This is a genomic window from Bradyrhizobium canariense (assembly GCF_018130465.1).
GTDB lineage: Bacteria > Pseudomonadota > Alphaproteobacteria > Rhizobiales > Xanthobacteraceae > Bradyrhizobium > Bradyrhizobium canariense_C.
In genome coordinates, this window is record NZ_JAFCKJ010000003.1 from 626,203 (window position 1) to 645,758 (window position 19,556).

The following is a 19,556-nucleotide window of genomic DNA, read 5'->3' on the forward strand; positions in this document are numbered from 1 at the left end:
GGTGGTTTAGCCTTACACGTCCCCGAAGGCCGCCTCGGCCGGACGCGTGGCGCGGCCGTAGCCCATGATCATGAACAGCGCGCCGATGATCGACAGGTTCTTGAGCGCGTCGACCAGCATCTTGGCGTTGTCGGGCGGCACCTGGTTCCAGAAATCGTAGAACAGGAAGGTCGCGACTGCGACATAGATGATCATAAGCATCGCGAAGAAGCGCGCGCCGAAATTCAGGGCGATCATCACCCCCGCGATGATCTCGAGCACGCCCACCGCAACCGCCAGCAGCTGCGGCGTGGTCATGGCTGTCGCCGTCTCGATCTGCTTGGCGTAAGGCGCGATCATGTCGGGAACCACGACCTTGGCGGCGATGAAATCAACGGTCGCCTGCATGGCAAACAGTCTTGCCGCGCCGGTGTAGATGAACAGTACGGCGAACAGGATCCGCCCGAAAGTCACGAACGCTGGCATGATCGGCCTCTTGGCTCAGGCTTTTTGAAACCGGATTTTTGCGAAAGCACTTGGTGATTATGAAGAGTCATTGGTCGGTTTACAAACGCCGAAATGGCTAACTGCAAGTAATTCAAAGTTGGTGGCGCGCTATTGGGTTGGCGCTCCCTAGCGGAATCGGATCGAGAGCGGCGCGATTGGCCGCAACGCCCTCGGCGTCATGGCCGGGCTTGACCCGGCCATCCACGACTTGCTCCGCGGTACGAAGATCGTGGACGCCCGGGACAAGCCCGGGCATGACGAGTTCGCGGAATGTCGATCCCTACGTAAACAACGTCGGCTGCTGCCGGGCCGCGCGCTCCTGCGCTTCAACCACCGCAACCGCGGTCATGTTGAGGATGCCGCGCGCCGTCACCGACGGGGTGAGGATGTGGGCCGGGCGCGCCGGACCGATCAGGATCGGCCCGACCGGGAGCGCGTCCGCCAGCGACTTGATCATCTGATAGGCGACGTTGGCGGTGTCCAGCGTCGGCATGATCATGATGTTGGCCTCGCCCTCGAGCTTGGAGTGCGGCAGCACCATCTTGCGCGCGGCGGCCGAGAGCGCGGTGTCGCCCTGCATCTCGCCGTCGGCCTCGAGCTCCGGATGCTTCTCCTTCAGGAGCTGGGTCGCCCGGCGCATCTTGCGCGAGGATTCCGTGTCGTAGCTGCCGAAATCCGAATGCGAGACGAAGGCGATCTTCGGCTTGATGTTGAAGCGCTGGACGTGGACCGCCGCGAGCGCGGCGATCTCGGCGAGCTCTTCGGCGCTCGGATTGGGCCGCACTTGGGTGTCAGCGATGAAGAAGGCGCCCTTGCTCGTGATCAGCAGCGCCAGCGCCGCATAGTCGCTGATCCCCGGCGTGAACCCGACGATCTCGCGGACATGGCGCAGATGGCTCATGTAGCGGCCCTCGACGCCGCAGAGCATGGCATCCGCCTCTCCGCGCACCACTGAGAGCGCCGCGATGACGGTGTTGTTGGTGCGCACCACCGTGCGCGCCGCATCCGGCGTGACGCCGCGGCGGCCGGCGACCTCGACATAGGACTGCACGTAGGAGCGGTAGCGCGGATCGTCCTCGGGATTGACGAGGTCAAAGTCCTTGCCGGCCTTGATCGACAGGCCGAAGCGCTTGATGCGCGCCTCGACCACCGACGGACGTCCGACCAGGATCGGCGTCGCCAGCTTCTCTTCCAGCACCACCTGGGTCGCGCGCAGCACCCGCTCGTCCTCGCCTTCGGCGTAGATCACGCGCACCGGTTGGGTCTTGGCCTTCGCGAACATCGGCTTCATGACGAGGCCGGAGCGGAAGGCGAAACGCTCGAGCAGCGCGGTGTACTCGTCGAAATTGGTGATGGGCCGGGTCGCAACGCCCGACTCCATCGCGGCCTTCGCCACCGCCGGCGCGATGCGCAGGATCAACCTCGGATCAAAGGGACTCGGGATCAGCGAGCCCGGGCCAAACCCTTGCGTCTCGCCGGTGTCAAAGCCCTGCGCGACCGCATCCGACGGCGCCTCGCGCGCGAGCTGCGCGATGGCCTCGACGGCGGCGAGCTTCATCTCCTCGTTGATCGCGCTGGCGCCGACGTCGAGCGCGCCGCGGAAGATGAAGGGGAAGCAGAGGACGTTGTTGACCTGGTTCGGAAAGTCGGAGCGGCCGGTGCAGATCATGGCGTCGGGGCGCACCTTGCGCGCCTCCTCCGGCATGATCTCCGGCGTCGGATTGGCGAGCGCCATGATCAGCGGCTTGTCGCCCATCGCCTTGGCCATCTCGGGCTTGAGCACGCCCGGTGCCGACAGGCCGATGAAGATGTCGGCGCCGCCGATGACGTCGCCAAGCGTGCGCTTGTCGGTCTTCTGCGCATAGACCGCCTTCCAGCGGTCCATCGTGGTGTTGCGGCCCTCATGCACCAGGCCGTCGATGTCGCAGACCCAGATGTTCTTGCGCTGCGCGCCCATCGACACCAGCAGGTTCAGGGTCGCGATCGCCGCGGCCCCTGCCCCCGATGCTACGATCTTCACGTCGGAGAGCTTCTTGCCGTTGAGTCGGAGGGCGTTGGTGACGGCGGCGGCAACGATGATCGCGGTGCCGTGCTGGTCGTCATGGAAGACCGGGATCTTCATGCGCTCTTTCAGCTGCGCCTCGATCTCAAAACATTCCGGTCCGCGGATGTCCTCGAGATTGATGCCGCCGAAGGTCGGCTCGAGCGCCGCCACGGTCTCGACCACGCGCTCGATGGTGTCGGCCGCGATCTCGATGTCGAACACGTCGATGCCGGCGAATTTCTTGAACAGGACCGCCTTGCCCTCCATCACCGGCTTCGAGGCCAGCGGGCCGATATTGCCGAGGCCGAGCACGGCGGTGCCGTTCGAAACCACGGCGACCAGATTGGAGCGGATCGTCAGCGTCGCCGCTTCCGCCGGGTTCTTGGCGATCTCCATGCAGGCGGCGGCAACGCCCGGCGAATAGGCCAGCGCGAGGTCGCGCTGATTGGCAAGCGGCTTGCTTGCCTGGATCTCGAGCTTTCCGGGGCGCGGCAGCCGATGATAGGCCAGCGCCGCCTGGTGGAGATCATCAGAATAGGACGACATGCGGTGTCTTGCCTCGCGTTACCGGCCTCAAACTACGTTGTCCTGACCGGTCCGCCTTGGGGCAGTATTTCCGGGTCATGGAAACGGGATGAAGCACGCCGGGCGCCCCGGTGGCAACATCCGATTGCGTCCTCATCAACAGGGCGCGCGGTCAAATATCTGATAGCGCTAGCTTTCCCTGGACCGCGCGGTGCTTTGCGAATATGGCAGGTTGCGCAGTGCAAAACGAGCAACTGGAGCTGGGAATGAAGCGAATCCTGATCGGCCTGATCGTCGTGGCCGTGGTGGCCGCGGGCGGATGGCTCGGCTTCAATTTCTACGTCCAGCACCGCGCCACCGCCGAGGTCGAGGCCGCGTTCGAGCAGATCCGCAAGCAAGGCGGCAAGGCCAGCCACGGCAAGGTCGCCTTCGAGCTCGCGACCCGGACGCTGACGATCGAGGATATCGCTGTCGAGCCCGGCCAGCAGGAGCAGACCCACCTCAGGATCGCAAAGGTCACGGCTGTCGGCGTACGCCAGGCAGACGAGACCCGGTTTTCGGCTGACAATATCGAGGTGGCAGGGGTCGAGGCCGTCGTCACCTACAACGAGCGGGCAAAGCTGAAAGCGACCTACGGGATCCCCCAGATCACAGCCCGCGACTTTTCCGGTCCAGTCCGCGCAGCCAACGCTCCACTGTCCGGCTCGATCATCGACGCGTACCGCTTCATGCTCGCGCAATACGCAACCATCACGGCGTCCTCGATCGTGGCGCCGACGATCACCGCTAATATCGATGCCGGCCCCGGCAACGCAGGCGGCGGAGACTTCACCTATTCGGGCCTGACGATCCAGAACGTCAATCGTGGCAAGGTCGAAACGGCGAAGACGGATCGCATCACGTACACGCTCGATGTGACCCAGCCGGGCAAGCCCGCGAAAATGACTGGCGAGCTGTCCGGTATGGCCGCCTATGATTTCGACGCAAGCGCCATCACGGCCGCACTGGATCCGCAAGGGTCCAGCGACGACAGCTTCCGCCGGGTCTATCGGCGTCTCTCGGCCAATTCCTATGCGGTGACAATGGCACCGGGCGTGCGGATGCAAGTCGAGGGCATCACCATCGAGGACATCGAGATCCGGCCATCGAAATTTCGCGCGGTCGACATCATGATGTTGGTGCCGGCAGACCGCTCGACCCCGCCGAGCCCGGCGCAATCGCGCGAGATGATCGAGAAGGTGGCCGACGTCTTCGAGGGCCTTCGGATCGGCAAGGCCGAGATCGGCAAGCAATCGATCGAGACCCCGCAAGGGACGGCAAGGCTTAACGCCGTCAAATACGATCAAAACGAATTTGCGGTCGAAGGCCTCGATGCGCCCACCCCGCAAGGGCAAATCAGGATGGAGCGCTTCGCGCTCAAATCGCTCAGCCTGACCAACCTGCTGCGCTGGGCGGCCAGCCTCGGCAATCCCGGACAGGGGCCCTCGCCCGACCGGATGCTGGGCCTGTTCCGGGTGCTGGAAGGCGCGGAGATCAAGGGCGTGGTCGCGCCCTACAAGAATACACGGCAGCTCGTCACCATCGACACGATCAGCCTGAACTGGGGCCAGCTGGTCGGATCGATTCCGAGCAAGGCCAATCTCATCGTCAAGATGGTCACTCCCACTGATGCCTCTAATCCGACGCAGCGGCCGCTGATCATGGCGGGCGTCGACAAGCTCGCGATCGACCTCGATCTCGGCGCCGCATGGACCGAGTCGTCAGGCGCGTTCGCGCTGACGCCGGCGAGCATCGATCTCGGCAATCTCGCCAAGGCGCAAGCCCGCCTCGCGCTCGCCAATGTGCCGCGCGGCGTGTTCTCGGCTGACCCGGTGCAGGCGATGGACCAGGCCGGGCAGATCGAGACCGGCGCGATCGAGCTCTCCTTGCGCGATAGCGGCGTCGTCGATCTCGTCGTGGCGCAATTCTCGCGTATCCAGAATGTCAGCCGCGACGCCGCGCGCAGCGCCATCGTCGAGATGATCCGGGCGCAGGGCGAGCGGATCGCAGCTTCCAATCTCGATGCCAGGGTGGCCGTGGACGCGCTGGCCGGTTTCGTCGAGACCTCAGGGCAGACGCTCACCATCAAGCTGACCCCGCTCGGCAAGCTGCCGGTGCTTCAGCTCATGGACGTCCTGAACAACGAGCCGATCGTCGCGCTGGCGCAGTTCCGGATCGAGGCGTCGACGGGGCTGTAGTTTGATCTCGTGTCCCGGACGCGGCGCGGCATGAAATGACGCGACGCTGAGCCGGGACTCAGAAAGCTTGCCGCTCGCCGCGACGTGGGCCCCGGCTCTGCAGCGCACCGCCGAAGAAGCGCTGCGCTTCGTCCGGGGCACGAGACCTCACTTCTGCGGCAAATTCACCCGCACATGCAGCTCGCGCAGCTGCTTGGCGGTGGCATCCGACGGTGCGCCCATCAGCAGATCCATGGCCTGCTGGTTCATTGGGAACAGCGAGATCTCGCGCAGATTGTTGGTACCGCACAAGAGCATCACGATGCGGTCGACGCCGGCCGCCATGCCGCCATGCGGCGGGGCGCCGTACTGGAACGCACGGTACATGCCGCCGAAGCGATCGACGACTTCCTGCTCGCCATAGCCGGCGATCTCGAACGCCTTCACCATTGCTTCCGGCACGTGGTTACGGATGCCGCCCGAGGCGATCTCGTAGCCGTTGCAGGTGATGTCGTACTGGAACGCCTTGATGGTCAGCGGGTCCTGGCCCTTCAAGGCATCGAGACCGCCCTGCGGCATCGAGAACGGGTTGTGCGAGAAGTCGACCTTCTTGTCCTCGTCGTTGTACTCGTACATCGGGAAGTCGACGATCCAGGCCAGCTCGAACCGCTCCTTGTCGGTGAGGTTCAACTCCTCGCCGACCTTGTTGCGGGCGAGACCTGAGAACTTCCAGAACTTGTCGGGATCGCCGGCGACGAAGAAGGCCGCATCGCCCTCCTTCACACCGATCTGCGCGCGGATCGCGGCGGTGCGCTCCGGCCCGATGTTGTTCGCGAGCGGACCAGCACCCTCGCCGCCCTCGCGCCACATGATGTAGCCGAGGCCCGGCTGACCCTCGCCCTGCGCCCATGAATTCATGCGGTCGCAGAAGGCGCGAGAACCGCCGCCCGGCGCCGGGATCGCCCACACCTGGTTCTTGGGGTCTTCGAGCATGCGCGCAAAGACCTTGAAGCCGGAGCCGCGGAAGTGCTCGGAGACGTCCTGCATCTCGATCGGGTTGCGCAGGTCCGGCTTGTCGCTACCGTATTTGCGCAGCGCTTCGGCGAACGGAATGCGGCGCCAGTTCTTGCTCACCGGCTTGCCCTTGGCGAACTCTTCAAAGACGCCCGTGATCACCGGCTCCATGGCCGCAAAGACATCTTCCTGAGTCACAAAACTCATCTCGACGTCGAGCTGGTAGAACTCGCCCGGCAGACGGTCGGCGCGCGGGTCTTCGTCGCGGAAGCAGGGCGCGATCTGGAAGTAGCGATCGAAGCCCGACATCATCAAGAGCTGCTTGTACTGCTGCGGCGCCTGCGGCAGCGCATAGAACTTGCCGGGATGAATGCGCGACGGCACCAGGAAGTCGCGCGCACCTTCCGGCGAGGACGCGGTCAGGATCGGGGTGTTGAACTCGAAGAAGCCCTGCCCCTCCATGCGCCGACGCATCGACTTGATGATTTCGATGCGCGTCATGATGTTCTGGTGCAGCTTCTCCCGGCGCAAATCGAGGAAGCGGTACTTCAGGCGGATGTCCTCGGGATATTCCTGATCGCCGAACACCGGCAGCGGCAGATCGCCGGCCGGTCCCAACACCTCGATTTCGCTGACATAGATCTCGATCTTGCCGGTCGGCAAATCGTCATTGTCGGTGCCTTCGGGGCGGCGGCGGGCCTTGCCGTCCATCCGCACCACGAATTCCGAGCGCAGCTTTTCGGCCTGCGAAAACGCCGGCGAGTCCGGATCGACCACGCACTGGGTCAGGCCGTAATGGTCGCGCAGGTCGATGAACAGCACGCCGCCATGGTCGCGAACGCGATGGACCCAGCCCGAGAGGCGAACTGTCTCGCCGATGTTGCCCTCGCGGAGCGCGCCGCATGTATGTGACCGGTAGCGATGCATGGTCGTCCCAAATTCAATGTCGGAGGATCGAATCGAACCGCCGAAACGGCCGGTCCAAAGTTGCGGGAGGGTTTACCCGACGAGACCGGGGGCGGCAACCAAGGGAACGGCCCGTTTTCGGCTGGAAGAGCCCATTTTTGCCCAATCCGGGCTCAAGCGTTTGCCATCAGGCGTTCCACGCCTATCTTGAGGCCATGACAGTCCATTTCCCGTTCCAGAACTCCTATTCGGCGCTGCCGGACAGCTTTTTCGCCCGGGTCGCACCGACGCCGGTGGCGGCGCCCCGGCTGATCAAGTTGAACCGGCCGCTGGCGGTCCAGCTCGGGCTCGATCCAGATGTGCTGGAGACCCCCGAGGGCGCCGAAATCCTGGCCGGCAAGACGGTTCCCGCCGGCGCCGATCCGATCGCCATGGCCTATGCCGGCCACCAGTTCGGGCAATTCGTCCCACAGCTCGGCGACGGACGGGCGGTGCTGCTCGGCGAAGTCATCGACAAGGACGGCATCCGCCGCGACATCCAGCTCAAGGGATCGGGTCCCACCCCGTTCTCCCGCCGCGGCGACGGCCGTGCCGCGCTTGGGCCGGTGCTGCGCGAATACATCGTCAGCGAAGCGATGTTCGCGCTGGGCATCCCGACCACGCGCTCGCTCGCCGCCGTCGTCACCGGCGAGCACGTCATCCGCGAAACCGCTTTGCCCGGCGCGGTGCTGACCCGCGTCGCCTCCAGTCACATCCGCGTCGGCACCTTCCAGTTCTTCGCCGTCCGCCGCGACACCGACGCGATCCGAAGGCTCGCCGACCATGTCATCGCCCGCCACTATCCGGAGTTGCTCGGCAACGAACGCCCCTATCACGCGCTGCTCGCCGGCGTCGTGGCACGCCAGGCCGAGCTCGTCGCGCGCTGGCTGCTGGTCGGCTTCATCCACGGCGTGATGAACACCGACAACAGCTCCATCTCCGGCGAGACCATCGATTACGGCCCCTGCGCCTTCATGGACGCCTACAACCCTTCGCAGGTGTTTTCCTCCATCGACGAGATGGGCCGCTACGCCTACGCCAACCAGCCGCGCATCGCGCTGTGGAATCTGACCCGGCTGGCCGAATGCCTGTTGCCGTTGTTCGGCGAAGAGCAGGAGAAGGCGGTCGAGCAGGCGCAGGAGATTCTAGGCGCATTCCCCGAGACATTCAGCAAAGCCTACCAGACAGGCCTGCGCAAGAAGGTCGGCCTGTTCACCGAGCGCGACGGCGACGAGGCCCTGATCCAGGACCTGCTCGACGCCATGGCGAAGAACACGGCCGATTTCACGCTCACCTTCCGCAGGCTGGGGGACGCCGCAGGCGATCCGGCCGCGGACGACGCGCGCGCAGAGTTCATGGACCCCGCAGCCTTCGATGAATGGGCCAAACGCTGGCGTGAGCGCACGGCGCTGGAGCCGCAAACCGCAGCCGAGCGGCAAGCCGCCATGAACACCGTCAATCCAATCTTCATCCCGCGCAACCATCGCGTCGAAGCGGTGATCCAGGCCGCCGTCAACAATGACGACTACGCGCCATTCGAGGAGTTGGTGAAGGTGCTGGCAAAGCCGTTCGAGGACCAGCCGGACTACGCGGCCTACGCCGATCCGCCGCTGCCGGACCAGCGGGTGTTGCAGACGTTCTGCGGGACGTGAGCGCAGGCTCAACCTTCGCCCACTACCTTTAATTGGTTCACGAGAGCGACTTCGCGTTCTGCGAATTGATCGCGCACGTGCCGCGATTGTGGACACGTCCCGCCCAGGGGAACCGCTGTCATCAAACTGAAACACTCGCACTCTAACGGGCTGGCAGGTCGTCTTGCCGGAGGCGCCCATCCTCCAACAGTCCTGACAAGCGTGCCATGCCGTTCAAATTCATCCACATCACCGACACGCATCTCGCGAACCCCGGGTTGAAGCTGTATGGCCTCGACCCGCGCGCCCGGCTGGACGCTGCGATTGCCGACATCAACAAGCATCACGCCGACGCCGCCTTCGTGGTCGTGACCGGCGACCTCACCCATTGGGGCGAGCCGGAATCCTACGCCAATTTCGCAGACGCGATGTCGGCCCTCAAAATCCCGCACATCGCCATGGTCGGCAATCACGATCGCCGTGTGACCTGCCTCGACAGCCTGAAGTCCGCGCCGCGCGATCCCAACGGTTTTGTGCAGGGCACGCGCACCACTGAGCACGGCCTGTTCGTCTTCCTCGACACGCTGGACGAGACCAGCCACGCCGGCGAGATGTGCGCCAAACGCCTCGGCTGGCTTGCGAGCACGCTCGCCGCAGCGCCCGCCGACCAGCCGTTCGTCGTGTTCATGCATCATCCGCCGTTCCCGGTCGGCGTGCACGCGATGGACGAGATCGCGCTGGCGCAGAGCGCCGAATTCGCCGAGGTGATCGCGCCCTATCGCTCGCGCATCCGCCATCTGTTCTTCGGTCATGTGCACCGACCGATCTTCGGCAGCTACGGCAAGATCCCGTTCTCGACGCTGCGCGGCACCAACCACCAGGTCTGGTTCGAGCTTGACGCGACCGCGACCGAGCATCTGGCCAGCCATGAGCCGCCCGCCTATGGCGTGGTGCTGATCGACGGCGAGAACCTGGTCGTGCACAGCCACGACTTCCTCGACACCAGTCTGCGCTTCCCCTTCGAGCCACCGGCAGGAGTGGACGGCCGCGACTATGCGCTCAACTTCCCGGCGCGATGACATGAGCCTTGCTGAACCCGCGGCTCTCCCGGTCGCGACCTCAGCGCCGCCGCGGCCGCAAATCCTGAGGCGGTTTTCAACGCGCTTCAAAGCCTCGCTGCCGGCCTATCTGCTGCTGCTGCCCTCGCTGGTCTTCCTTGCGCTGTTCACCTATGGCGCGATGGGCCGCGTCCTCGTCGACGCGCTCTACCAGCGCGCCACGCCCAGGGCGCCGGTCCGTTTCGTCGGTCTCGACAACATCGCAGCAGTGCTGGCGGACTCCGCCTTCACCGGCGCGGTCGTCAACAATCTCGTTTATGCCGTCGGCACGGCGATCCCGAGCATCGGCCTTGCGCTATTGTTCGCGCTGGCGCTGTCGCGCACCAACGCCGTGACCAGCGCGTTGCGCGCCGCACTGTTCCTGCCGGTGCTGATCCCGATGGTCGCGGCCTCCGCGCTGTTCCTCTTCATCTTCCTGCCCAATGTCGGGCTGCTCGACTATTACATCGGCAGCCTGCTTCCTGTGCTGCCGAACTGGCTCGGCGATTCCGACATCGCGCTTTATGCGATCATGGTCATCACGATCTGGAAGAACGCCGGCTACTACATGCTGTTCTTCCTGGCCGGCCTCCAGGCGGTGCCGGAAGATGTCATGGAAGCCGCACATCTCGACGGCGCCGGGCCGTACCAGCGACTGCGCCATATCATCCTGCCGGAGCTCAAGCCCACCTTCCTGTTCGTCATCGTGATCGCCACGCTCAACGCGGTCACGCAGGTCGACCACGTCTTCGTCATGACCAAGGGCGGGCCGTCCAACGCGACCAATCTCGTGCTGTTCTACATCTACCAGCAGGCGGTCGAGCATTACGACATCGGCAAGGCCTCGGCGGCAACGCTGCTGACGCTTGCGGCGCTGATGGGCCTCACCGCGCTCTCCTTCCGGACGATGGCAAACCGCGAGGGCGGGTCATGAAGCTGTTCGACCGCCTGTTCAGGGACGCCCCGCTCGCCACCCGCCGCGAGATCACGCCAAAGCTCGGCTTCGCGTTGACCGTGCTGCTCGCGTTCGTCTGGCTGATCCCGTTCCTGTGGATGGGCGTGGCGACGTTGCGTCCGGAATCCGACGGCATCAATCTGATGGCCGAGCTGATGCCGAGCCTGAAGCCGACGCTCGACAACGTCAGGGACGCCTGGGAGATCGGCGATTTCCCGCGCTACACCCTCAACACCATGATCATCTGCATCGGCATCCTGCTGGTGCAGTTCGTCACGATCACGCTGGCGGGCTTTGCCTTTGCGCGGCTCGACTTCGCCGGGAAGTCACTGATCTTCTACCTCTTCCTCATGCAGCTGATGCTGGTGCCGGTGCTGCTGATCGTGCCCAATTTGAGCCTGGTGGCGCAGCTCGGCCTCTACGACACGCTCACCGGCGTGATGATGCCGTTCTTCGCCTCCGCTTTCGGCACCTTCCTGATGCGGCAAGCGTTCGAAGCTATACCGACCGAGCTGGAAGACGCTGCCCTGATCGACGGCGCCAGCCTTCTCCAGCGCATCCGCCACATCTACGTGCCGCTGTCGATGCCGAGCTTCTCGGCCTTCGCCATCATCTCCGTGACCAGCCATTGGAACGACTTCCTGTGGCCCCTGATGGTGATCAACTCGCCGGACAAACGGCCGCTCACGGTCGGGCTCTCGGTGTTCACCGCGACCGCGGAAGGCACGCAGGCCTGGGGCACCATCGCCGCCGGCACGCTGATGGTGATCGCGCCGCTACTCATCACCTTCCTGATCTTCCAGAAACGCTTCATCAGCTCTTTCGTCACCTCAGGTATCAAATAGGAGATTTCTCGATGCTGTTTTCCCGCAGGCTCACGCTTGGCCTTGCCATCGCAGGCACTTTGGCAGGCGCCCTCGCCTTCCCGGCGCGGGCCGAAGGCCCGACCGAGATCGACCTGTTCTTCCCCGTTCCCGTCGACGGCAAGCTCGCCCGCGACATGGGCACCCTGATCAAGGAGTTCAACGAGGGACATCCGAACATCAAGGCGACCGCCGTCTACACCGGCTCCTATGACGACACGCTGATCAAGACGCGCGCCTCGATCAAGGCCGGCAAGCCGCCGGCTGCCGTGATCATGTCGGCGAACTTCCTGCTCGATATGCAGATCGAGAACGAGCTCACCAATCTCGACAGCCTGATCGCCGCCGACGGCACCACCAAGGAGCAGTTTCTGGGCCAGTTCTTTCCGGCTCTGCAGGGCAACGCGGTGATCAACCGCTCGGTCTACGGCGTACCGTTTCACAATTCGACGCCGCTGCTCTACATCAACGCCGACAAGGCCAAGGAAGCCGGACTTGATCCGAGCAAGCCGCCGCAGACCTGGGCCGAGCTCACCGACTGGGCCAAGAAGCTCACCAAGCGCGAGGGCGACAAGGTGACCCAGTGGGGCATCGCGATCCCCTGCGCCTACGACTATTGCGGCTGGATGATGGAAACGCTCACCATGAGCAATGGCGGGCGCTACTACAACGAGGAGTTCGGCGGCGAGGTCTATTACGACACGCCCTCGATGCTGGGCGCGCTGACCTGGTGGAACGACCTCGTCACCAAGCACAAGGTTCACCCGCCCGGCGCAACGCCCGGCCCTGCCGTCAGCACCTCCTTCATCTCCGGCAACGCCGCGATGATGATGCTCTCGACGGGCTCGCTGACCTATGTGCGCGACAACGCCAAGTTCAACTACAAGGTCGCCTTCATCCCGCGCAACGTCCGCAACGCCGTGCCGATCGGCGGCGCCTCGCTGATCGTTCCGGCGGGCCAGGAAGCCGACAAGCAGAAGGCCGCCTGGACGCTGATCAAGTGGATGACCTCGCCCGAGAAGAGCGGCTGGTGGAGCCGCGCCACCGGCTATTTCGCCCCCAACATGGCCGCCTACAAGACGCCTGACATGGTCGAATTCCTGAACAAGAACCCGGACGCCAAGACCGCCGTCGAGCAGCTCGACGTCGCAAAACCGTGGTTTGCGACCTACAAGACCGTGCCGGTGCGCAAGACGCTGGAGGACGAGGTGATGCTGGTCCTCAACGGCAAGAAGCAGCCGAAGGAAGCCCTCGTCGCCGCCCAGAAGGCCGCCGACGAGACGCTCAAGCCGTACAACGCGGAGACGTCGCTGAAGCTGCCGTAAGGCCGGCTGCAACGTCAAACGAACGTCGGCGCCCCGTCCCGCGGGGCGCCGAATTCGTTTTGGGCGGTCGCCCCGTTAACCCCGCGTCCACCATCCGGCCCGCCCGGCCGCCGGTAACCACGACAATTAACAGACCCTCAATTCGCCGCAGACAAGTTTAGCAATGTTTCTGAGGGGTTTTGCCGTGGATCTGTTGGTTTTCGAGTTCCTGGGATTGGCGCTGGTCGCCATGTGCGTGATCGTGGTGGCGCTGCCCTGCGCACGAAAACCCTCGCAGCGGGTCCGCTACGAATAGGATTTTCGTCGGAAAATGCGATTCCGGCCCAAATGCAAGGCTCGAATTCGCTTAGAGCCCCTTGACATCACAGCGCTTTCGGCAGAACGGCTGATATACGTGTCATGGGCTGTTCATGGATTTGATTACCACCACCGCTGACCTTGCGGCTGCCTGCAGCCGGCTGGCCAAGCACCCCGTCATTACCGTCGATACCGAGTTCCTGCGCGAGACCACCTACTACCCGCTGCTGTGCGTGGTGCAGATGGCCAGCGCCGAGGAAGCGATCGTCATCGACACCCTGGCCGAGGGCATCGACCTCAAACCGTTCTTCGAGCTGATGGCCAACGAAGGCGTGTTGAAGGTGTTCCACGCCGCCCGCCAGGACATCGAGATCATCTGGCACCAGGCCAATATCATTCCGCACCCGGTGTTCGACACCCAGGTCGCTGCCATGGTGCTCGGCTACGGCGACAGCATCGCCTACGACGCGCTGGTCGAGAAGGTCACCGGACACCGCCCGGACAAAACCCACCGCTTCACCGACTGGTCGCGCCGGCCGCTGACCAAGGAGCAGATGCATTACGCCGTGTCCGACGTCACGCATCTGCGCGACGTGTTCGCAGCGCTCGATGCCGACCTTAAAAAGCGCCGACGCAGCGAATGGGTCTCGATCGAGATGGAGGTCCTGACCTCGCCCAAGACCTACGACTTCCACCCCGAGCGCGCCTGGGAACGGCTCAAGACCCGGGTGCGCAAGCCCAAGGACCTCGCAGTCCTGATGGAGGTTGCCGCCTGGCGCGAGCAGGAGGCGCAGAGCCGCGACGTGCCGCGCGGCCGCGTGCTGCGGGATGAGGCCGTCAGCGACATCGCGACCCACGCGCCGAACACGATCGAGAAACTCGCTCATCTGCGCTCGGTGCCGAAGGGTTTTGAGAAATCCAAATGGGGCGCCGACATTGTCGCCGCCGTCGAGCGCGGGCTGGCGCGGGATCACGCCACGCTGCCGAAGCTGGAAAAGCCGCGCAACAACAACAATGGCGCCGCGATCGTCGAGCTGTTGAAAGTGCTGCTGCGGATGACCGCGGAGCGCCATGCGGTGGCAAGCAAGGTGATCGCCACCGTCGACGATCTCGAGGAGATCGCGGCCGACGACGAGGCCGACGTGCCGGCACTACGCGGCTGGCGCCGGGAGCTGTTCGGCGAGGCCGCACTGAAACTGAAGCGCGGCGAGCTGGCGCTGGCGGTCGAGAAAGGCCGCGTGATCGGGGTTCAGCGGGCGTAGCTGTCTCGCCCCCTCCCAGTGTCGTCCCGGCGAAGGCCGGGACCCATAACCCCAGGGAGGGGTTTGGCGAAGACTCGTCGTTCGGTACCCCTACCGCACTCAATCGATAGATCACGCAGTATGGGTCCCGGCTTTCGCCGGGACGACACCGAGGATGTGGCGTATCGCTTCTTCCAAAGCTGACGCGATTTGCCTTACGCCGGCGTCAGCTTCGCCACTTCGCCCTTCATGTCGTCCAGCACGCCTGATATCGCCGCGACCAGCTCGTCGATCTGGGCCTTGGTGACGATCAGCGGCGGGCAGATGGCGATGGCGTCGAGCATGTTGCGCGAAATCACGCCGCGCTCCTGCAGCATGCGGCTGGCCATGCCGCCGACCGCGCCCGGCGTTGCCGCTGCGGTCTTGCGCGCCTTGTCCAGCACCAGCTCGATCGCTGCGATCATGCCGACACCGCGGACCTCGCCGACCAGCGGATGGCTGGTGAGCTCACGCAGCTTGCCTTGCATATAGCCACCGAGCTCGGCGGCATGCGCAACCAGGCCGCGCTCCTCGATGATTTTCAGATTCTCCAGCGCAATCGCCGAGCCGACCGGATGGCCGCCCGCGGTGAAGCCGTGGCCGAGCACGCCGATCTTGTTGCTCTCATCGGCGATCGGCTCGAACATGCGATCGTTCATCATGATGGCCGACAGCGGGAAATAGCTCGAGGTGATCTGCTTGGACACCACGATCGCGTCTGGCTTGATGCCGTAGGTTTCGCAGCCGAACATCTTGCCGGTGCGGCCGAAGCCGCAGATGACCTCGTCGGCAACCAACAGGATGTCGTACTTGTTCAAAACCTTCTGGATCTTGTCCCAATAGGTCGCCGGCGGCACGATGACGCCGCCCGCGCCCATCACCGGCTCGCCGAAGAACGCGGCGATCGTGTCCGGGCCTTCCTTCTGGATCAGCGCATCGAGCTCCTCGGCACGGCGCGTCGCGAACGCTTCCTCGCTCTCGCCGGGCGCACCGTCCTTGTAGAAGTGCGGCGAGCCCGTGTGCAGGATGTTCGGCAGCGGCAGGTCGAACGAGCGGTGATTGTTCGGCAGGCCGGTGAGGCTGGCGGATGCAATGGTGACGCCATGATAGGCGCGCATCCGGCTGATCACCTTCTTGCGCTGGGGCTGGCCGAGCGCATTGGAGCGATAGGCAATCAGCTTCAGAACGGTGTCGTTGGCCTCCGAGCCGGAGTTGGTGAAGAACACCTTGCTCATCGGCACCGGCGCGAGCGCGACCAGCTTCTCGGCGAGATCGATCGAGGGGCCGTGCGATTTGGCGGAGAACGTGTGATAGAACGGCAGCGCCTGCATCTGCTTGTGCGCAGCCTCGACCAGCCGCTTCTCGTTAAAGCCGAGCCCGACGCTCCACAGCCCCGCCATCGCCTCGAAATAGCGCTTGCCCGACGCGTCGAACACGTAAGGCCCCTCGCCGCGCTCGATCACCAGCGGACCGGCCTGCTGATGGGCGCGCGCATTGGTGTAGGGATGGAGCTGATAGGCTACATCCCGGGCCTCTTGCGAATTGGGCAGCATGGACATTTCTGGGATCCTTGAAAGCGTCACGTCGCCGGCGGAGCCGGCGTCATCACTTGGCTTTTGCGACAACACTTGGCTATTGCGGCAACGCAAAACTTGCAACGCCAATTCGTCGGCAGCAAGCGCTCAGCAGCGTTGCACAAAGCCGCACATTGGGCAGCTCTCACGCCGCGCCGTCGTCATTCCCATCGCTATCGGCGGCAGCGGCTTCCCGCACCTCCACCAGCGCCATCGAGAGCAGATACACCGTCGTGGGCAGACCAAGACGGCGCGCCGCCTCGGCGGCATGCGACAGGTCGCTTGCCAGCTCCTCGAGCTGATCTCCCCGTGACAATGTCCCACTCCATCCGTCGATCGCGGCGCCTACACCGCAACGGCGCCGCTGGTTCTGATCAGTTCGGCGCTGGACTGGACTGTAGCAAAACTCCCGATCACATTCACTACCGCATGCCTGTAGGCGGCGGCATCGCCTGTCCCCGGCTGCCGGCAGGCCACCGCGTCGGCCACCACCTGGTAGCGATGGCTGCGGTGAAACCCGTCGACAGCGGTGGCCAGGATAGTTTCGTCCAGCGAAAAGCCCGCGAGCACGCAACGGACATTGCGGATATTGGACATGTAGTCCACAAACCGCGACGAACTGTAGGCCGACGGCAGCGGGTGCTCGAACGTCATTTCTCCCGGCCGCGGCTTCGCCTCCGCGATCCAATCGGTCAGCCTGGATGCCGGATTGAACCAGGCCGCCTGCGCAATGCGCTTCAGATGCATCACCGGCCAGAGATTGTCGCGCCACAGCGTCAGCAGTTCCACGCAGCGCGCCGTGGCGGCATCGCCGTCGAGGATGACGTGGCGACGTCCAGGGGTCAGATATTCGACCTGGAGATCGGCGCAGACCAGGATCGGCGGATCGTCGGTGATGGAAACCAGCATGGTCTTGCGCGCAGCTGCACCAGTTTCAACGGCCAGCGAGCGCGACGTCCCGCAGCGGCGACGTCACGGCCCGTCCTGCCGAGGCGTCGAGTACGCCCGGCCGGTCCCAATCGCCCTCGGGTCGGATGATCACGTACGGATCGCTGTCCAGCGTAATGGCATCCGGGCCCGGTTCGATCTCCAGCAGCATTTCCGTGTAGGAGAAGTCGGAGAAGGTGATCTTGCGATTGTGGCCGAGCGGCTTGGCGCCGAAATGGGCCCAGAAATCGACCAGCCGGTCCTGCGCCTGGCCGTAGATCTTGCGGAAGCCCTTGCGCTTCACATAGTCGACGCTTGCCTGGACCAGCTTGAACGAGACGCGCGAGCGCCGATATTGGTGCCGCACCGCAAGCCGTTCCACCTTGGCGAAATCGCCGAAGAACCGTACCCGCAGACAGCCCGCAGGCTCGTTGCCGACATAGCCGATGAAATGCGCGGCGACCATGTCGTTGCCGTCGAACTCCTCCTCGAACGGACAATCCTGCTCGGCGAGATAGACCGCGGAGCGAATGGCGGTGACCAGCATGAGATCGCTGAGATCGCGCGCGAGGCGAATGGTGATGGCGCGGGAGTCGGGCTTCGCGAGAGGAATCCTAGTACCGTGCATCTGCAAAACTCCTTGCTTGGATGATCGCGCCCGGCATGCGCACCGGCTGCCGATGCCAGGGCCGCTCGTAGCACCAGAGGTCTGGTTGGAAGCTTGGAACAGGCTGGAAGCCCGTCGCCTTCATGATGTCGCGTCCGGCCACGGTTGACGGCTGCGCATAGCAATCCGCGTTGCGAAACCTTAGCTGTCTGAGATGAGCCGCGGCCTTGCCGAGACCGGCGACGCCGCGCCCTGTCGCCGCGATCGCCCAGATGTAGATGGCGGAAACGTCCTCCTTCGCAGACGCGAGATGGCGTGTCTCCGGCGCGGTGAGGCAGATCTCGTCGAGCAGCAGCGCGTCGTGCCCGCGGTCGTTGAGAAACAGGAAGGCCATGCCGCCGACGAGGTTGCCCTTCCGGCTGAAAGTCAGGATGCTCTCGGGATCAAAGGTGAAGTATTTTGCGAGCTCTGCCGTCCCGATCCGAACACCCGGCACCAGCCGGTGCGCCATTTGCGAAAGCGCGGAAATTTCGGAAAATTGGGCACGACGGACATCGACATCCGGACTGAGCGGCAGCGCGTCGAAATCATGCCTTGCGGCAAACGAGCCCCTTTCCATACCCATGTCGCCCCTCTATCGTCTGCGGCTTTCGTGCGCCGCTACGACCATGAGCTTAGCGGCTGGGGATCAGGAGTATGCAGCAGTTATTGCACCGGGGTGCTGCGATGATGCAGCACCGTGAAGAAGCCCTGGATGCGTCCTGGGACGATTTGAAACTGTTTTTAGCTTGCGCAAAATATAAAAGTTTCCGCAACGCCGCCGAGGAGCTCGGGCTCACCTCCACCACCCTGATGCGCAGGATCGACCGGCTCGAAGAGAGCATCGACTGCAAGCTGTTCCTGCGCGACCAGAGCGGGCTCACGCTCAGCGACGAAGGCAGCGCGATGATCGCCGACGTCGCGCATATGGAGCGTCATGCCTTCAACGTCTTCCGGCGTGCCTCGCGATCGTCGAACGACATGTCAGGCACCGTGCGCGTCGCGGTGACGGAAGGCCCCGGCAATTTCTGGATCCTGCCGCGACTGATCGACTTCCAGAAGACCTATCGCAAGATCACCGTCGACCTGCGCTGCGCGATGGAACAGGCCGACGTCGCGCGGCTCGAATCCGACATCGCGATCCAGCTCGAGCCGCCGACCAATCCCGATCTGATCGTCGCCAAGCTCGGCCGGCTGCACATCTATCCCTTCGTCTCCAAGGAGTACGAAAACCTCTACGGCGTGCCGGCGAGCCTGGCCGAGCTGAAGAACCACCGCATCATCAAGCAGAGCGCGCCGCAGGTCGACGACGGCGCCTACGCCCGCGTGCTCGGACTTAAGTCGCTCGAGGGCATCGTCGGGATCAAGACCAATTCCTCGGTCGGCGTGCTCTATGCAGTGGAGCGCGGCGCCGGCATCGGGTTCCTGCCGACGGTCTCGATCGCGCTCGGCGCCCCGCTCGTTGCCGTCGATCTCGGCGTCAGCCACCACGCCGATCTCTGGCTCACCTATCACAAGGAGTTCCGCGCCTCCGAGCGCCACAAGATCGTGGTCGATTGGCTGAAGAAAATCTTCGATCCCAAGACCTATCCCTGTTTCCGCGACGAGTTCATCCACCCGAACGCGCTGGCGCCGATGATGACGGCCGCGCGCGAAGGCTTTGGATTGACGGGATATGTCGCGGCAATGCCGACCTGAAGTTCGAGTATGATCTTTTCGGAAAACAGCTTC

General features: G+C 64.2%; 16 protein-coding genes. 8 read left to right on the forward strand and 8 right to left on the reverse strand.

What is annotated here, in order from left to right:
* Positions 1 to 12: 12 nt before the first annotated feature.
* Positions 13 to 465, reverse strand: coding sequence for a DoxX family protein (locus tag JQ591_RS11840; RefSeq protein ID WP_211396155.1), 453 nt, complete (start codon positions 463 to 465; stop codon positions 13 to 15).
* A 301-nt stretch (positions 466 to 766) separates the two neighbouring features.
* The gene (locus JQ591_RS11845) at positions 767 to 3,076 is read right to left on the reverse strand and encodes an NADP-dependent malic enzyme (RefSeq protein ID WP_211396156.1); all 2,310 of its coding nucleotides are present in this window, start codon (positions 3,074 to 3,076) and stop codon (positions 767 to 769) included.
* Between the two features lie 245 nt (positions 3,077 to 3,321).
* Between JQ591_RS11845 and JQ591_RS11850 the strand changes: the two genes are divergently transcribed.
* On the forward strand, positions 3,322 to 5,292 hold the full coding sequence (locus JQ591_RS11850; protein WP_211396157.1) for a hypothetical protein: 1,971 nt from the start codon (positions 3,322 to 3,324) through the stop codon (positions 5,290 to 5,292).
* Positions 5,293 to 5,439: 147 nt separating this feature from the next.
* On the opposite strand, the gene aspS is transcribed toward JQ591_RS11850, so the two are convergent.
* Positions 5,440 to 7,212 (reverse strand): aspartate--tRNA ligase, encoded by a 1,773-nt coding sequence (aspS, locus tag JQ591_RS11855; protein ID WP_211396158.1) that lies wholly within the window; start codon positions 7,210 to 7,212, stop codon positions 5,440 to 5,442.
* Between the two features lie 194 nt (positions 7,213 to 7,406).
* Between aspS and JQ591_RS11860 the strand changes: the two genes are divergently transcribed.
* The 6 genes from JQ591_RS11860 (at position 7,407) to rnd (ending at position 14,660) form a co-directional block, all read left to right on the forward strand.
* Positions 7,407 to 8,882, forward strand: a complete 1,476-nt coding sequence (locus JQ591_RS11860; RefSeq protein WP_211396159.1) for a protein adenylyltransferase SelO — start codon at positions 7,407 to 7,409, stop codon at positions 8,880 to 8,882.
* A gap of 206 nt (positions 8,883 to 9,088) precedes the next feature.
* Complete coding sequence (locus JQ591_RS11865; protein WP_211396160.1) at positions 9,089 to 9,940, forward strand: phosphodiesterase; 852 nt, start codon at positions 9,089 to 9,091, stop codon at positions 9,938 to 9,940.
* 1 nt (position 9,941) lies between these two features.
* Complete coding sequence (locus JQ591_RS11870) at positions 9,942 to 10,892, forward strand: carbohydrate ABC transporter permease (protein WP_211396161.1); 951 nt, start codon at positions 9,942 to 9,944, stop codon at positions 10,890 to 10,892.
* Positions 10,889 to 11,758, forward strand: a complete 870-nt coding sequence (locus JQ591_RS11875; RefSeq protein ID WP_211396162.1) for a carbohydrate ABC transporter permease — start codon at positions 10,889 to 10,891, stop codon at positions 11,756 to 11,758. The genes JQ591_RS11870 and JQ591_RS11875 overlap by 4 nt, the downstream gene beginning before the upstream one ends.
* A gap of 11 nt (positions 11,759 to 11,769) precedes the next feature.
* Positions 11,770 to 13,101, forward strand: coding sequence for an ABC transporter substrate-binding protein (locus JQ591_RS11880; RefSeq protein ID WP_211396163.1), 1,332 nt, complete (start codon positions 11,770 to 11,772; stop codon positions 13,099 to 13,101).
* 410 nt (positions 13,102 to 13,511) lie between these two features.
* Positions 13,512 to 14,660 (forward strand): ribonuclease D, encoded by a 1,149-nt coding sequence (rnd, locus tag JQ591_RS11885; protein WP_211396164.1) that lies wholly within the window; start codon positions 13,512 to 13,514, stop codon positions 14,658 to 14,660.
* 194 nt (positions 14,661 to 14,854) lie between these two features.
* Here rnd and JQ591_RS11890 read toward each other — a convergent pair whose 3' ends face one another.
* The 5 genes from JQ591_RS11890 to JQ591_RS11910 form a co-directional block, all read right to left on the reverse strand.
* On the reverse strand, positions 14,855 to 16,237 hold the full coding sequence (locus JQ591_RS11890) for an aspartate aminotransferase family protein (protein WP_211396165.1): 1,383 nt from the start codon (positions 16,235 to 16,237) through the stop codon (positions 14,855 to 14,857).
* Positions 16,238 to 16,397: 160 nt separating this feature from the next.
* Positions 16,398 to 16,568 carry a hypothetical protein gene (locus tag JQ591_RS11895; RefSeq protein ID WP_211396166.1) on the reverse strand — a complete coding sequence of 57 codons (171 nt, stop codon included), beginning with the start codon at positions 16,566 to 16,568 and terminating at the stop codon, positions 16,398 to 16,400.
* Positions 16,569 to 16,597: 29 nt separating this feature from the next.
* Positions 16,598 to 17,161 carry an isochorismatase family protein gene (locus JQ591_RS11900; protein WP_211396167.1) on the reverse strand — a complete coding sequence of 188 codons (564 nt, stop codon included), beginning with the start codon at positions 17,159 to 17,161 and terminating at the stop codon, positions 16,598 to 16,600.
* A gap of 25 nt (positions 17,162 to 17,186) precedes the next feature.
* Positions 17,187 to 17,807, reverse strand: coding sequence for a GNAT family N-acetyltransferase (locus JQ591_RS11905; RefSeq protein ID WP_211396168.1), 621 nt, complete (start codon positions 17,805 to 17,807; stop codon positions 17,187 to 17,189).
* The gene (locus JQ591_RS11910; protein ID WP_211396169.1) at positions 17,794 to 18,411 is read right to left on the reverse strand and encodes a hypothetical protein; all 618 of its coding nucleotides are present in this window, start codon (positions 18,409 to 18,411) and stop codon (positions 17,794 to 17,796) included. Before JQ591_RS11910 ends, JQ591_RS11905 begins: the two co-directional genes overlap by 14 nt.
* Before the next feature lie 71 nt (positions 18,412 to 18,482).
* On the opposite strand from JQ591_RS11910, the gene JQ591_RS11915 reads away from it, so the two are divergent.
* Positions 18,483 to 19,523, forward strand: a complete 1,041-nt coding sequence (locus JQ591_RS11915) for a LysR family transcriptional regulator (protein WP_211396170.1) — start codon at positions 18,483 to 18,485, stop codon at positions 19,521 to 19,523.
* Positions 19,524 to 19,556 lie beyond the last annotated feature (33 nt).